General features: G+C 71.1%; 11 protein-coding genes and 1 pseudogene. 3 read left to right on the plus strand and 9 right to left on the minus strand.

Going from position 1 to position 14,123, the window contains the following annotated elements:
- Window positions 1-159 precede the first annotated feature (159 nt).
- The 6 genes from ACFYYN_RS08355 to ACFYYN_RS08380 all read right to left on the minus strand — a co-directional run bounded on the left by ACFYYN_RS08355 (window position 160) and on the right by ACFYYN_RS08380 (window position 8,384).
- Window positions 160-1,371: an acyl-CoA dehydrogenase family protein gene (locus tag ACFYYN_RS08355; RefSeq protein ID WP_500545145.1), complete on the minus strand. Its 1,212-nt coding sequence runs from the start codon at window positions 1,369-1,371 to the stop codon at window positions 160-162.
- A gap of 12 nt (window positions 1,372-1,383) precedes the next feature.
- Complete coding sequence (locus ACFYYN_RS08360) at window positions 1,384-1,887, minus strand: MaoC family dehydratase (RefSeq protein WP_396569326.1); 504 nt, start codon at window positions 1,885-1,887, stop codon at window positions 1,384-1,386.
- A 55-nt stretch (window positions 1,888-1,942) separates the two neighbouring features.
- Complete coding sequence (locus ACFYYN_RS08365) at window positions 1,943-3,955, minus strand: protein meaA (RefSeq protein ID WP_500545146.1); 2,013 nt, start codon at window positions 3,953-3,955, stop codon at window positions 1,943-1,945.
- A gap of 14 nt (window positions 3,956-3,969) precedes the next feature.
- Window positions 3,970-5,307: a crotonyl-CoA carboxylase/reductase gene (gene ccrA / locus ACFYYN_RS08370; RefSeq protein WP_500545147.1), complete on the minus strand. Its 1,338-nt coding sequence runs from the start codon at window positions 5,305-5,307 to the stop codon at window positions 3,970-3,972.
- 397 nt (window positions 5,308-5,704) lie between these two features.
- Window positions 5,705-6,487: a TetR/AcrR family transcriptional regulator gene (locus tag ACFYYN_RS08375; RefSeq protein WP_500545148.1), complete on the minus strand. Its 783-nt coding sequence runs from the start codon at window positions 6,485-6,487 to the stop codon at window positions 5,705-5,707.
- A 109-nt stretch (window positions 6,488-6,596) separates the two neighbouring features.
- Complete coding sequence (locus ACFYYN_RS08380; RefSeq protein ID WP_500545149.1) at window positions 6,597-8,384, minus strand: 3-hydroxyacyl-CoA dehydrogenase family protein; 1,788 nt, start codon at window positions 8,382-8,384, stop codon at window positions 6,597-6,599.
- Between the two features lie 536 nt (window positions 8,385-8,920).
- Between ACFYYN_RS08380 and ACFYYN_RS08385 the strand changes: the two genes are divergently transcribed.
- Entirely contained in the window at window positions 8,921-10,213 is a 1,293-nt protein-coding gene (locus tag ACFYYN_RS08385; RefSeq protein ID WP_500545203.1) for a HEAT repeat domain-containing protein, read from the plus strand.
- Here ACFYYN_RS08385 and ACFYYN_RS08390 read toward each other — a convergent pair.
- The 3 genes from ACFYYN_RS08390 to ACFYYN_RS08400 all read right to left on the minus strand — a co-directional run bounded on the left by ACFYYN_RS08390 (window position 10,179) and on the right by ACFYYN_RS08400 (window position 13,131).
- Window positions 10,179-10,694 (minus strand): GNAT family N-acetyltransferase, encoded by a 516-nt coding sequence (locus ACFYYN_RS08390; RefSeq protein WP_500545150.1) that lies wholly within the window; start codon window positions 10,692-10,694, stop codon window positions 10,179-10,181. The two genes, ACFYYN_RS08385 and ACFYYN_RS08390, sit on opposite strands and share 35 nt — an antisense overlap.
- A gap of 51 nt (window positions 10,695-10,745) precedes the next feature.
- On the minus strand, window positions 10,746-11,801 hold the full coding sequence (locus ACFYYN_RS08395; RefSeq protein ID WP_500545151.1) for an Rv2578c family radical SAM protein: 1,056 nt from the start codon (window positions 11,799-11,801) through the stop codon (window positions 10,746-10,748).
- A gap of 163 nt (window positions 11,802-11,964) precedes the next feature.
- Complete coding sequence (locus tag ACFYYN_RS08400; protein ID WP_500545152.1) at window positions 11,965-13,131, minus strand: alanine--tRNA ligase-related protein; 1,167 nt, start codon at window positions 13,129-13,131, stop codon at window positions 11,965-11,967.
- 383 nt (window positions 13,132-13,514) lie between these two features.
- Between ACFYYN_RS08400 and ACFYYN_RS08405 the strand changes: the two genes are divergently transcribed.
- Together ACFYYN_RS08405 and ACFYYN_RS08410 are read left to right on the plus strand one after the other, a co-directional pair.
- A complete protein-coding gene (locus ACFYYN_RS08405; RefSeq protein ID WP_499514823.1) occupies window positions 13,515-13,958 on the plus strand; it encodes an SRPBCC family protein in 444 nt (147 codons plus the stop codon).
- Window positions 13,959-13,985: 27 nt separating this feature from the next.
- Window positions 13,986-14,123, plus strand: a pseudogene (locus tag ACFYYN_RS08410) (SRPBCC family protein); the annotation flags it as partial.

A 14,123-nucleotide genomic window follows, 5' to 3' on the forward strand; every position in this document is an offset into this window, starting at 1 on the left:
TAGCGGAGGGTGCCGCAATGATGGTGCAGGGGACGGCGGCTTTCCGTGAATGGTATCGGGAGTGACCGGCAACTGGGCAAGCCAGCAGTCGAGTCAGTGGCCGGTATTTGATGACTGGGTGTGACCTTTGGCTCGCACAAAGTGTCACAACCCAGACATTCACCCCTGGATTCGGTACTCCTCGAGCAGCCGGCGCCCGATGATCATTTTCTGGATCTCGGCGGTGCCCTCACCGATGAGCAGCATCGGGGCCTCGCGGTAGAGGCGCTCGATCTCGTACTCCTTGGAGAAGCCGTAGCCGCCGTGGATGCGGAAGGCGTCCTCCACGACCTCCTTGCAGTACTCCGCGGCCAGGTACTTCGCCATGCCGGCCTCGAGGTCGTTGCGCTGGCCGGAGTCCTTCTTGCGGGCCGCGGTCACCATCAGCGCGTGGGCCGCCTCGACCTTGGTGGCCATCTCGGAGAGCTTGAACTGGATCGCCTGGTGCTGCGCGATCGGCTTGCCGAAGGTCTGCCGCTGCTGGGCGTACGCGATCCCCAGTTCGAAGGCGCGCTGTGCGACGCCGCAGCCGCGGGCGGCCACGTTGACCCGGCCGACCTCGACCCCGTCCATCATTTGGTAAAAACCGCGGCCGCTCTGACCGCCCAGGACGCGATTTGACGGAATCTTCACATCCTCGAGGATGAGTTCGGTCGTGTCGACTCCCTTGTACCCCATCTTCTCGATCTTGCCGGGCACGGTGAGGCCCTTCACCGTCGGGTTCGGCCCGAAGCCCGGCTCCTTCTCGATGAGGAAGGTCGTCATCGACTTGTGCGGGGCCGCGTCCTCCGGCTGGCCCTCGTCGGTCCGGCACAGCACCGCGACGAGGTTGGAGGTGCCGCCGTTGGTCAGCCACATCTTCTGGCCGTTGATGACGTAGTCGTCACCGTCCCGGACCGCCTTGGTGCGGATCGCCGAGACGTCCGAGCCGAGGCCCGGCTCGGACATGGAGAAGGCGCCGCGCACGTCGCCGGCGGCCATGCGGGGCAGGAAGTGGTCCTTCTGCTCCTGGGTGCCGTGCTGCTTGAGCATGTAGGCGACGATGAAGTGCGTGTTGATGATGCCCGACACGCTCATCCAGCCGCGGGCGATCTCCTCGACCGTCAGGGCGTAGGTGAGCAGGGACTCGCCCAGGCCGCCGTACTCCTCGGGGATCATCAGGCCGAAGATGCCGAGTTCCTTGAGGCCCTCAACGATGTCGGTGGGGTACTCGTCCTTGTGCTCCAGCTCGTTGGCGACCGGGATGATCTCCTTGTCGACGAAGCTGCGGACGGTGGAGAGGATCTCCTGCTGGACGTCGGTCAGCCCGTCGGTCTGCGCGAGGCGGCTCATGTCTGCTGTCTCCTAGGCGTTCAGCTCGGGGCGGCCGGGCTGCTCGCCGCCGCGCTCCTTGATGTACGTGGCGGTGGGGACCATCACCTTGCGGCGGAAGACGCACACCAGGGTGCCGTCCTGCTTGTAGCCCTTGGTCTCCACGTGGACGATCCCGCGGTCGTCCTTCGACTTCGACGGCCACTTGTCCAGCACCGTCGTCTCGCCGTAGATGGTGTCGCCGTGGAAGGTCGGCGCCACGTGCTTGAGCGACTCGACCTCCAGGTTGGCGATCGCCTTGCCGGACACGTCCGGCACCGACATGCCGAGCAGCAGCGAGTAGACGTAGTTCCCCACGACCACGTTCTTCCCGAAGTCGGTGGTCCTCTCGGCGTAGTTCGCGTCCATGTGGAGCGGGTGGTGGTTCATGGTCAGGAGGCAGAAGAGGTGGTCGTCGTACTCGGTGACCGTCTTCCCGGGCCAGTGCTTGTAGACGGCACCGACCTCGAACTCTTCATACGTACGGCCGAACTGCATCTCTCCTACGCCTCCGGGGTGTCGAACGTGTTCGTACGGGTGTTCGCTGCCGGGGTCACGCGGCGACCTCCAGCGGCTCCAGCTTGTTGGCCCTGCGGATCTCGTCCACGATCCTGCCGATGATCTCGGTGATCCCGAAGTCCTTCGGCGTGAACACGGCCGCGACGCCGGACTCGACCAGCTTGGCCGCGTCCGCCGGCGGGATGATGCCGCCGGCGATGACCGGCACGTCGTCGACCCCGGCCCTGCGGAGCCGGTCCAGCACGTCCGGGACCAGCTCGGCGTGCGAGCCGGAGAGGATCGACAGGCCCACGCAGTGGACGTCCTCGGCGACCGCCGCCGACACGATCTGCTCGGGCGTCAGCCGGATGCCCTGGTAGACCACCTCGAAGCCGGCGTCCCGCGCCCGTACGGCTATCTGCTCGGCGCCGTTGGAGTGACCGTCCAGGCCCGGCTTGCCCACCAGCAGCCGCAGCTTGCCGGTGCCCAGCTCCTCGGCGGTCAGTGCCACCTTGCGGCGTACCGCGGCCAGCGGCGTGCCCGGCTCGGCGGTGACCGCCACGGGGGCGCTGCTCACGCCCGTCGGCGCGCGGAACTCGCCGAAGACGTCGCGCAGCGCCCAGGACCACTCGCCGGTGGTGACACCCGCCCGGGCGCACTCCAGGGTGGCCTCCATCAGGTTGCCCGTCCCTGCGGCCGCGGCCTTGAGGGCCTCCAGCGACCGCTGCGCCCGTACTTCGTCCCGGTTGTCGCGCCAGTCGTGGAGGGCGGCGACGACCCGTGCCTCGTTCTCCGGGTCGACGGTCATGATGGCGCCGTCCAGGTCGGAGGTGAGGGGGCTGGGCTCGGTGCCCTCGTAGCAGTTGACGCCGATGATCTTCTCCTGGCCGGACTCGATCCGCGCCCGGCGCTCGGCGTGCGAGGAGACCAGCTGCGACTTCAGGTAGCCGGACTCCACGGCGGCCATGGCGCCGCCCATCTCCTGGATGTGCTCGATCTCGGCCAGGGACCGGTCGACGAGTTCGGTGACCTTCGCCTCGACGACGTGGCTGCCGTCGAAGATGTCGCCGTACTCCAGCAGGTCGCTCTCGTGGGCCAGCACCTGCTGGATGCGCAGGGACCACTGCTGGTCCCAGGGGCGCGGCAGGCCGAGCGCCTCGTTCCAGGCCGGCAGCTGCACGGCGCGGGCCCGGGCGTCCTTGGAGAGCGTCACCGCCAGCATCTCCAGCACGATGCGCTGGACGTTGTTCTCCGGCTGGGCCTCGGTCAGGCCGAGCGAGTTGACCTGAACCCCGTACCGGAAGCGGCGCTGCTTGGCGTCCTCGATGCCGTAGCGCTCGCGGGTGATCTTGTCCCAGATGCGGGTGAAGGCCCGCATCTTGCACATCTCCTCGACGAAGCGCACGCCCGCGTTCACGAAGAAGGAGATGCGCGCGACGACGTCGCCCATCCGCTCCTGCGGCACCTGGCCGGAGTCGCGGACCGCGTCGAGGACCGCGATCGCGGTGGACATGGAGTACGCGATCTCCTGCACCGGCGTGGCACCGGCCTCCTGCAGGTGGTAGCTGCAGATGTTGATGGGGTTCCACTTGGGGATGTGGTTGACCGCGTACGCGATCATGTCCGTCGTCAGCCGGAGCGACGGGCCGGGCGGGAAGACGTACGTCCCGCGCGACAGGTACTCCTTGACGATGTCGTTCTGCGTCGTCCCCTGGAGCCTGGTGACGTCGGCGCCCTGCTCCTCGGCGACCACCTGGTAGAGCGCGAGCAGCCACATGGCGCTGGCGTTGATGGTCATCGAGGTGTTCATCTCCTCCAGGGGGATGTCCTGGAAGAGCCGGCGCATGTCGCCGAGGTGGGCGACCGGGACCCCGACCCGGCCCACCTCGCCGCGGGCCAGGATGTGGTCGGGGTCGTACCCGGTCTGCGTCGGGAGGTCGAACGCGACCGACAGCCCGGTCTGGCCCTTGGCGAGGTTGCGCCGGTACAGGGCGTTGGACGCCTCGGCGGTGGAGTGCCCCGCGTACGTCCGCATCAGCCACGGACGATCCTTCTGACGCTCGCTCATGCTCGTTCCCGTTCTCAGACGTTCCGGAAGCGGTTGATGGCGTCGAGGTGCTCGGCGCGCAGCTCCGCGTCGCGGACGCCGAGGCCCTCCTCGGGGGCGAGCGCGAGCACGCCGACCTTGCCCTGGTGCACGTTGCGGTGCACGTCGTGCGCTGCCTGGCCGGTCTCCTCCAGGCGGTACGTCTTCGACAGCGTGGGGTGGATCTTGCCCTTGGCGACGAGGCGGTTGGCCTCCCACGCCTCGCGGTAGTTCGCGAAGTGGGAGCCGACGATGCGCTTGAGCGACATCCACAGGTAGCGGTTGTCGTACTCGTGGTTGTAGCCCGAGGTCGACGCGCAGGTGACGATCGTGCCGCCCTTGCGGGTGACGTAGACCGAGGCGCCGAAGGTCTCACGGCCCGGGTGCTCGAAGACGATGTCGACGTCCTCGCCGTCGGTCAGCTCGCGGATGCGCTTGCCGAGGCGCTTCCACTCCTTCGGGTCCTGGGTGTGCTCGTCCTTCCAGAACCGGTAGTCCTCGGCGGTGCGGTCGATGATGGCCTCGGCGCCCATGCGGCGGCAGATCTCCGCCTTCTGCGGCGAGGAGACCACGCAGATCGGGTTGGCGCCGCCGGCCAGCGCGAACTGGGTGGCGTAGCTGCCCAGGCCGCCGCTGGCGCCCCAGATCAGGACGTTGTCGCCCTGCTTCATGCCGGCGCCGTTGCGGGAGACCAGCTGGCGGTAGGCGGTGGAGTTCACCAGGCCAGGGGCCGCGGCCTCCTCCCAGCTGAGGTGCCTGGGCTTGGGCATCAGCTGGTTGGACTTGACCAGCGCGATCTCCGCGAGGCCGCCGAAGTTGGTCTCGAAGCCCCAGATGCGCTGCTCGGGGTCGAGCATCGTGTCGTTGTGGCCGTCCGCGGACTCCAGTTCGACGGACAGGCAGTGCGCGACGACCTCGTCGCCCGGCTTCCAGAGGTTCACGCCGGGGCCGGTGCGCAGCACGACGCCCGCCAGGTCGGAGCCGATGACGTGGTAGGGCAGGTCGTGGCGCTTGGTGAGCGGGGAGAGCCTGCCGTACCGCTCGAGGAAACCGAACGTCGACACCGGCTCGAAGATCGACGTCCACACCGAGTTGTAGTTGACCGAGCTGGCCATGACGGCCACCAGGGCCTCGCCCGGGCCGAGCTCGGGCACGGGCACCTCGTCCAGGTGCAGCGACTTGCGCGGGTCCTTCGCGCGGCTGTCCACGCCCTCGAACATGCCGTCCTCGTCCTTGTGGACGGTGATGGCGCGGTACGACTCGGGAAGCGGCAGCGCGGCGAAGTCCGCGGCCGTGCTTTCGGACGCCATGATTGCGTCGAGGATGTCCTTCACGGTGATGCCTCCGGCGAAGCGCGACGTAGGGACGCTTGAGGGAACGTCGGGGGTTGCGGTGGGTGGTGCCGTCGGTTCGGCGGTGGTGCTGCTGTCCGTGGCGGTCGCACGGATGGAGCGGGGGCGCTTGGTGGCGCGGTGAATGCCTGTGACGCAGGCGTCCGGGCCTTTGGGGACAGACGGCGTGCGACGGATCCCAGCACGCCGCCCGCCCGGACAGTTCTCACGTTATGGCACCGCGTGCCACCCTGCAAGACACTGCGTGCCAACAATTTTTCTCAGATGGCACCACGGCTTCACGTTTGAGCAACACGCGAAAGCGCCCCCGGCGCGAGGGCCTGGGGGCGCTGGTGGGATGCCGGAGGCGCGGGAGGACGCCGGGGGCGCGAACGGGCGGCTACGCGCCCTTCAGGGCTTTTTCGATCGTCCGCATGACCTCGGCGGGCGAGGCGTCCGTACGGGCCACCGCGACGATGACCTCGCCCTGCTCGGAGGTCAGGACCGGGGCGGGGGCGGGGGCGGGGCGCCGGCCGATGCCGGTACCGAAGGTCTGCTTGATCACCTCGAAGGCGTGGTCGAGCTGGGCCTCGACGTCCCCCTTGCCGCCGGCGCGCAGCCAGCGCCGCAGCACGTGGTTGTGGGCGGCGACTACGGCGGACGCGGCGACCTCCGCCAGCAGCGGGTCGTCGTCCCCGTCGTGGTGGGCGCCCTCGTCGAAGTGGCCCAGCAGGTAGCGGGTGAACAGCCGCTCGTAGCGGGCCACCGAGGCGATCTCGCGCTCCCGCAGGATCGGGATCTCACGGGTCAGGCGGTAGCGCTCCACCGAGACCTCGGGGGCCTCGGCGTACATGCGCAGCACCTCGGTGATGCCACGGCACACCGTGTCGAGCGGGTGCTCGTGCGGTTCGGCGGAGTCCAGCACCTGCCCGACGCGCACGAGGGTGTCGTCGTGGTCGGGGAAGATCGCCTCTTCCTTGGAGCGGAAGTGCCGGAAGAACGTCCTGCGCGCGACCCCCGCGGCCGCGGCGATCTCGTCGACTGTGGTCGCCTCGTAGCCCTGGCTCGCGAACAGGTGCATCGCCGCGGCGGCCAGTTCCTGGCGGACACGATGGCGCTGGGCGGTGGTGGAGGACGCACGGGCGGGCTTCACGGGCTGGGGCATACCGCGAACGTACTGCATTCCCGCTGCACCGTGGGCCGGGCCCGGTTTCCGGAGGCGGTGGGGCGGCCCCAGGAGACCGCCCCAGCCACCGGGATCGTCCCGGCCGTCCCAGCCGCTGCCCGCGTAATCAGCGGCGGGCATACTCGCGGAAGCCGCGGCCGGTCTTGCGGCCGAGGCAGCCCGCGGACACCAGGTGCTCGAGCAGCGGCGCCGGCGCCAGGCCCGGGTCGCGGAACTCCTTGTGCAGCACCTGCTCGATCGCGAGCGAGACGTCCAGCCCGACGACGTCGAGCAGTTCGAAGGGCCCCATCGGGTAGCCCCCGCCGAGCTTCATCGCCGAGTCGATGTCCTCGACCGTCGCGTAGTGCTCCTGGACCATCTTCACGGCGTTGTTGAGGTACGGGAACAGCAGCGCGTTGACGATGAAGCCGGCCCGGTCGCCGCAGTCCACGGCGTGCTTCCTGATCCGGCCGCAGACCTCGTGGACGGTGGCGTGCACGTCCTCGGCGGTCAGCACGGTGCGGACCACCTCGACCAGCTTCATGGCGGGGGCCGGGTTGAAGAAGTGCATGCCGATCACGTCCCGCGGACGCGACGTCGCGGTGGCGACGGCCACCACCGGCAGCGAGGACGTCGTCGTGGCCAGCACCGCGCCCGGCTTGCAGACCTTGTCCAGGGTCGCGAAGAGCTGCTGCTTGACCGGCAGGTCCTCGGCGACCGCCTCGACGGCCAGGTCCACGTCCGCGAAGGCGTCCAGCGATCCGGCCGCGGTCACCCGCGCCACGGCGGCGTCGCGCTGCTCCTGGCTGAGCCGGCCCTTGGCCACCGACCGGTCCAGGGACTTGGCCAGCGCCGCGACCGCCTTGTCGGCCTTCTCCTGGCCGCGGGCGGCCAGCACGACCTCGTAACCGGCCTTGGCGAAGACCTCCGCGATGCCGGTGGCCATGGTGCCCGAGCCCGCGACGCCCACGCTGCGCACGGGGCGCCCGCCGGTGGCACCGGTGGCCTCGGCCGGCGTCTCGGCGTCCGGGACGACGCTCGCGCTGCCGGGGGCCTGGTAGGTGTAGAAGCCGCGTCCGGCCTTGCGGCCCTTGAGGCCGGCTGCGGAGAGCTGCTTCAGGATGGGCGCGGGGGCGTGCAGCCGGTCGCGCGAGGCCTCGTACATCGCCTCCAGGACGGTCTGCGCGGTGTCGATGCCGATCAGGTCCAGCAGGGCGAGCGGGCCCATGGGCAGGCCGCAGCCGAGCCGCATGGCGGCGTCGATGTCCTCGCGGGTGGCGTACCGGGCCTCGTACATGGCCGCGGCCTGGTTGAGGTAGCCGAAGAGCAGCCCGTCGGCGATGAAGCCCGGGCGGTCGCCGACCGCCACCGGCTCCTTGCCGAGCGAGCGGACCAGCTCGGTCACGGAGTCCGTGGTCTCGGGGGAGGTGAGCACGGTGGAGACCACCTCGACCAGCTTCATGGCCGGCGCGGGGGCGAAGAAGTGCAGACCGAGGACGCGGTCGGGGCGCGAGGTGTGCGAGGCCAGCTGGGTCACCGACAGCGCGTTGGTGCCGGTCGCCAGGACGGCGCCCGGCTTCAGGAGGGCGTCCAGGGCGGTGAGGACCTCGCGCTTGATCTCGAAGTGCTCGGTGACGACCTCGATGACCAGGTCGGCGTCGGCCGCCGCCTGGAGGTCGGAGAAGGTGCGGAAACGGGCCAGGACGTCGCCGCGCTCGGCCTCCGTGATCCGCTCGCGCTGCACGGCGCGGGCGGTGGAGGCCTCCAGGGCGGCGACGGCGCGGAGCGCGGCCGCGTCGTCGATCTCGATGCCGATCACTTCGTGACCGGCCCGGGCGACGACCTCGGCGATGCCGGTGCCCATGGTGCCGAGACCGATGACGGCGACGGTGGGGAAGGGTCGTGGACGGTCCATCGCGGAACTCCGAATGCTGAGGGTCCGCGCCGTGCGTCTCTGCTGCGCAGGCGCGGGGGCGGGAGAGTCGAGGAGCCGCGGGGGTGCGTACGCGTGTGTGGGCGTACCCGCGTGAGAACCGGCGAGCCCTGTCCCGGGGCTGCGCCGCGATGGTGCCGAACCGACAACGGCTGCACGCGGTGGCTGCGTCACCAGGCCGATGCGTGCGTTGGTTAGAGGGTAACCGGTGAGTAACCTCGGCGCCAGCCCTCGCGCCCATGTGATTTACGCCTCCTACAGATGAGCGCGCCATTAGGGTGGACGCACGGGGGAGAGGGGGGGCCGTGGAACGGGAGCACGGGGGCGCCGGTCACTCGGCGCGGCGCGCGGCCGAGCTGTACGGGGCCGTACGGTCGGGGGAGACGGACGTCGCGCGGCTGCGCGGGCGCGGGGAACCGCGCCGCGTCCTGGGACTGCTGGAGTTCGCCGGCCAGGGGCGGTGCGAGGAGCGCGGCGCCTATCTGAGGCGGCTCGCCGCCTCACCGGACGCCGCCGCCATGGTGCGGCCCTGGCTGGGGCCCACGGAAAGGGCAGTGCTCGATGCCGCCACCGGCTGCGCCCCCGGGGTGTCCGCATTGCTGGGCGACGTGGTCCACGAGGACAGGGCGCGCCGCGCCTATGCCCGGGAAGTGCTGGTGGCGCGGCGCTCCCTGGAGGCCGTCGGTCCGCTCTTCGAGGTCCTGGCCGGGCCGGAGCCGGACCGGGACCACTGGGATCCCGAGTTCGGGCACGACGACGGGGTGCAGAACCACATCAGCCGCCTCGTCACCGGCAGCGGACTGCACTTCTGGCGGTGGTTCCCCGGCTACCGAGGAACGCCGCCCGCACCCGTGTGCGTGCCCCTGCTGCTCCGATACGGCGGCCACCAGGTGCCCCGCGTCAGGGCGCTCGCCTTGACACTGCTCGGTCGTGCCGCGGATCCGGACCATCTCAGCGTGTTCGCCGCCGCCACCGGCGACCCGGACGGGGACACGCGCGAGGTGGCCCTCGTGACGCTCGGCAGGCTGGACCATCCGGCGGCGAGGGACATACTGGCCGATGTCCTGACCGAGCCCTCGCGCTCCCTGACCGACCGGGAGATCGCCGCCGTCATGCTCGGCCGGGCAGGCGACCCGAGGGCCTTCGAGGCGCTGGTCCTGCTCCTGAACCATCGCGACAGCATCCGCAACGTCTTGGCGGCCGAAGCCCTCGCCCGGCTCGGCGACCCGCGGACCGCCCGTGCCGCCGCCGCACTCGCCACCAACCGGCTGCGGATCGGCTACGCGCTGGCCGCCGTGCATCTGCTGGGGCGGTTGCGGGCGCCGGAGTCGCTGCCCGCGCTGACGTCCACCCTCACATGGCTCATGGACGAGGGGCGGACGGGCTACCAGGCGGCCGCGGGCTGCGTCGAGGAACTGGGACGGCTGGCGGACGTGCGGGCGGTGCCCGTCCTGACCCGGGCCGTCGCGGATCCCCGCCTGCGCGCCGCGGCGGTGGACTCCCTCGGCCGGATCGGCGGCCCGCAGGTACTGGAGACGCTGCTCGGCGTCGCCTCCGACGAGGACGCGGAGGTGCGCGCGGCCGCGGCGCGCGGACTGGCCCGCTACGAGGACGAGCCCCGCGCGACCGCCGCCCTCGTGGGGCTGTGCGCGCCGCCGTACCCCAGGCGGATCGTGCGCGCCCTGGTGCGGTCGGGCGATCCGGTGGCCGCGGCGGTGCTGGCTGCGGCGCGGGAGGAGGCACCGAGTGCCACGACGCGCCGTCTCGCCGGGCGCTTCAGACCAGATCCGTCGCGTACCGCAGCTCCTTGAGCGGGACGCCGTCGTACATCTCGATCTGGTCGGTGCCGTCCGGCGCGAGACCGGACCGTTCGTAGAAGCGCAGCGCCCGCGCGTTGTCCGCGAGGACCCACAGGCGCAGGCGCCGGAAGCCGCGTTCACCGGCGCGGGCCCGTACGGCGTCCATGAGCGCGCGGCCCGCGCCCCGGCCGATCCGGTCGGGTCGTACGTAGATCGCGTACAGCTCGCCGACCTCGGCGTCGTCCGGCTCACCCCGGTAGGGGCCGAGCGAGGCCCAGCCCGTCACCTCGTCGCCGTCCGTGGCGACCAGGGTGTCCACCCGGGTGCCGCCCGCGTCGAACCACTCCCTGCGACGCTCCGCGTCCGCCCCGATGTCCATCGCTTCGAGGTACGCCTGCGGCACGATCCCCGCGTAGGCCGCCTGCCATCCCCGTACGCGGATCGCCGCCACGGCGTCGATGTCGTCGCGGGTCATCACCCTCACAACCGTCATGCCGCGACGTTAAGGGGGGCGGAGCCCGGTGGGCACCCGCTTTTCGTGAGCTCAGATCAGGGTCAGTTGCGTCGGCGGGGCCGGCTGGGCGGGCTCGGGTGCGGCGGGCGGCCCGGGGGTGTCCTCCTCGGGCGCGGAAATCCGGCGCGCGGTCCCGGAGCGGCTGGGCCCGATCCCGAACTCGGCGGCGAACTCGTGCACTTGGCGGGTGATGCGCCGCTGGTACCAGGTGGGCGCGTAGGCGCCGTCCGCGTAGAGCGCCTTGTAGCGGGAGATCAGCCGCGGGTGGTGCACCGAGAGCCAGGCCATGAACCACTCCCTCGCCCCGGGGCGCAGGTGCAGCACCAGCGGCGTGACGGACGTGGCGCCGGTCCCGGCGATCGCGCGGACCGTCTCGCGCAACTGCTCCGGGGAGTCGCTGAGGTACGGCAGCACCGGCGCCATCAGGACGCCCGAGGGGATGCCGTGCTCATTGAGCGTGCGGCAGACCTCCAGGCGCTTCGCCGGCGACGGCGTGCCCGGTTCCACGGTGCGCCACAGGTCCCGGTCGGTGAAGCCGACGGAGACCGCGGTCGAGACGTCGGTGACCCGGGACGCCTGCACCAGGAGGTCCAGGTCGCGCAGGATCAGCGACCCCTTGGTGAGGATCGAGAAGGGATTGGCGTGGTCGCGCAGCGCGGCCAGGATGCCGGGCATGAGCCGGTAGCGGCCTTCCGCGCGCTGGTAGCAGTCGACGTTGGTGCCCATCGCGATGTGCTCGCCCTGCCAGCGGGGCGAGGCGAGCTCGCGGCGCAGTAGCTCGGGCGCGTTGACCTTCACGACGATCTGGGAGTCGAAGTCGAGGCCGCTGTCGAGGTCCAGGTAGGTGTGCGTCTTGCGTGCGAAGCAGTACACACAGGCGTGACTGCAGCCGCGGTAGGGGTTGATCGTCCACTCGAACGGCATCCGGGACGCGCCGGGCACGCGGTTGACGATCGTGCGGGCGCGCACCTCGTGGAAGGTGATCCCGCGGAACTCGGGGGTGTCGAACGTACGGGTCACGGCGTCCACGCCGAAGAGCGCGGGTGTGGTCGCCGCCGTGTCGCGGCTCAGGTTGTCCCACCTCATGCCGCCTCCTTCGTTGCTCTCCTCCCGAGAATAGAACATCTGAACGAATAACGTCGAGGGGGGATCCGGGGGATTCCCGGGGCATCTGTGCGTGACCGCGTGTGACGCAGGGCCCCGGGCGGGCCGTAGGCGCCGCCCGGGGCCCTGCCGGGGCCGTCCACCGTCACTGCGGCCGCAGGCTCAGGACGAGGTCGCGCGGCAGGCCGTGGGTGTCGTGGAGGTAGTGGAAGTCCTCCTCGTCCAGCGGGCCCCGGAAGCGGGGGCGGGCCAGCACCTGCCGGCCGCGCTCCAGGAGCCGCCCGAACCGGCGCTCCTCCTCGAGCAGCACCCGGCGCGGCTCGTCCGGGTCCACGCCCTGGTGGAAGTGGTCCAGGGTGTGCCGGACCAGTTCCTGCGGCAGATCGCCGAGGCCACGGCACGGGTCGTCCTGCCACAAGGTGGTGAGGACCCGCCGCACCAGCCGGCGCAGCACGTACCCGCGGCCGGTGTTGGACGGGCGCACCCCGTCACCGATCACCACCACGGCTGAGCGCAGGTGGTCGCAGACCAGGCGCAGCGACGGTTCGTCCAGTGGCCACAGGGACGGTACGAGACTGCGCCAGGGGGTGAAGACGTCGCACTCGAACACCGACGTGCGGCCCTGCAGCAGCGAGGCCAGGCGTTCCAGGCCGAGTCCGGTGTCGACGTTGCGCTGGGGGAGCGGCACGAGCGAGCCGTCCCCGAGCCGGCGGTGGCGCATCATCACGTGGTTCCAGACCTCGACCCAGCGGTCGTCGCGGGTGGGCGTGGACCGCGGCGGGGTGTCGCCGGTCCACAGGAAGATCTCCGAGTCGGGGCCGCACGGGCCGGTCGGCCCGTTGGACCACCAGTTGTCCTCGACGGTGAGCTCCACCGGGACCCCGTGCTTCTCCCACAGCTCCAGGGAGCCGGTGTCCGGACCCGTGCGGTCGTCGCCACCGAAAACCGTGACGTGCAGCCGCCCCGGGTCGATGCCGAAGCCCTCTGTGAGCAGTCCGTAGCCCCAGTCGAGGCTCTGCGGGCCCTCGTAGTCGCCGAGCGACCAGGTGCCGAGCATCTCGAAGACCGTCAGATGGGTGGGATCGCCGACCTCTTCCAGGTCGGTGGTGCGCAGACAGCGCTGCACGTTGACCAGCCGGCTGCCGAGCGGGTGCGGGCGCCCCTCCAGGTACGGGGTCAGCGGATGCATGCCCGAGGTCGTGAACAGCACCGGGTCACCGGGCGGCGGCAGCAGCGTCGATCCGGTGATCCTGCGGTGGCCCCGGTCCTCGAAGTACTCGACGAACGTGCGGACGATCTCTTCGGTGTTCATGGGGGGGGTGGCTCCTTCGCATGGAGGGCGGGGAGGCACCGGAGAACGGGTCCGCTCGATCACCGGAATCGCGGCGGGGCGCCACGAGACCACCGGCGGGCCGTTCCCGGTCGCCGGTGATGAGGAAGGGGGTGCGTCAGGCGGCGGCAACCGGCGAGCTGGTCGCTCGCGCGGTCGCGGTGATGCTGTTGCCCGTGACGTTCATGGAGCCGACGATAACGTGCCACGGCCGGCGGGGCACGTGATTTCCCGCCGGGCGGCGGCCGGGCCCCGTGGGCCGTCGTACGGAGGTGCCCCTCCGGGAGGGCGGCCCGATTTCGCGGGCACGCGGCCGTGGTGATTGGCTTGTCGGCGACGGCACACGGATCGACGGAGGACGGCGCATGGCACAGGTCGAGGCCACCACTCAGCGCGAGATCGCGGCGAGCCCGGAGAGCGTCTTCGCGGCGCTCGCCGACTACGCGGGCACCCGGCAGCGACTGCTTCCCGAGCAGTACAGCGAGTACGAGGTGCGCGAGGGCGGCAGCGGCGCGGGCACCTTGGTGCACTGGAAGCTGCAGGCGACCGAGAAGCGCGTGCGGGACTGCCTCCTCGCGGTGACCGAGCCGACCCCGGGGCAGCTGGTCGAGAGCGACCGCAACTCCACCATGGTCACCACCTGGACGGTCACCCCGGCCGGCGAGGGCCGCGCCAAGGCGGTCGTCACCAGCACGTGGACCGGCGCCGGCGGCATCGGCGGCTTCTTCGAGCGCACCTTCGCTCCCAAGGGCCTGAACCGCATCCATGACGCGGTGCTCGCGCGCCTCGCCGCGGAGACCGAGAAGTAGCAGGCGGCACAAGGGAGGCGGCCGGGGCCGGGTGACGCCCGGTCACCTCCCTTGACGCGCCGCACGGGCATGGTCACCACCTGGACGGTCACCCCGGCCGGCGAGGGCCGCGCCAAGGCGGTCGTCACCAGCACGTGGACCGGCGCCGGCGGCATCGGCGGCTTC

Source organism: Streptomyces sp. NPDC001902, from assembly GCF_042891295.1.
Classification (GTDB): Bacteria; Actinomycetota; Actinomycetes; order Streptomycetales; family Streptomycetaceae; genus Actinacidiphila.

Bases quoted from the DNA above. Each gene is read 5' to 3' on its own strand.
- ACFYYN_RS08355 (WP_500545145.1), bottom strand. From the start codon at position 1,371: ATGAGCCGCCTCGCGCAGACCGACGGGCTGACCGACGTCCAGCAGGAG.
- ACFYYN_RS08385 (WP_500545203.1), top strand. From the start codon at position 8,921: ATGGTGCGGCCCTGGCTGGGGCCCACGGAAAGGGCAGTGCTCGATGCC.
- ACFYYN_RS08365 (WP_500545146.1), bottom strand. From the start codon at position 3,955: ATGAGCGAGCGTCAGAAGGATCGTCCGTGGCTGATGCGGACGTACGCG.
- ACFYYN_RS08395 (WP_500545151.1), bottom strand. From the start codon at position 11,801: ATGAGGTGGGACAACCTGAGCCGCGACACGGCGGCGACCACACCCGCG.
- ACFYYN_RS08380 (WP_500545149.1), bottom strand. From the start codon at position 8,384: ATGGACCGTCCACGACCCTTCCCCACCGTCGCCGTCATCGGTCTCGGC.
- ACFYYN_RS08405 (WP_499514823.1), top strand. From the start codon at position 13,515: ATGGCACAGGTCGAGGCCACCACTCAGCGCGAGATCGCGGCGAGCCCG.
- ACFYYN_RS08400 (WP_500545152.1), bottom strand. From the start codon at position 13,131: ATGAACACCGAAGAGATCGTCCGCACGTTCGTCGAGTACTTCGAGGAC.
- ACFYYN_RS08360 (WP_396569326.1), bottom strand. From the start codon at position 1,887: ATGCAGTTCGGCCGTACGTATGAAGAGTTCGAGGTCGGTGCCGTCTAC.
- ACFYYN_RS08390 (WP_500545150.1), bottom strand. From the start codon at position 10,694: ATGACGGTTGTGAGGGTGATGACCCGCGACGACATCGACGCCGTGGCG.
- ACFYYN_RS08375 (WP_500545148.1), bottom strand. From the start codon at position 6,487: ATGCAGTACGTTCGCGGTATGCCCCAGCCCGTGAAGCCCGCCCGTGCG.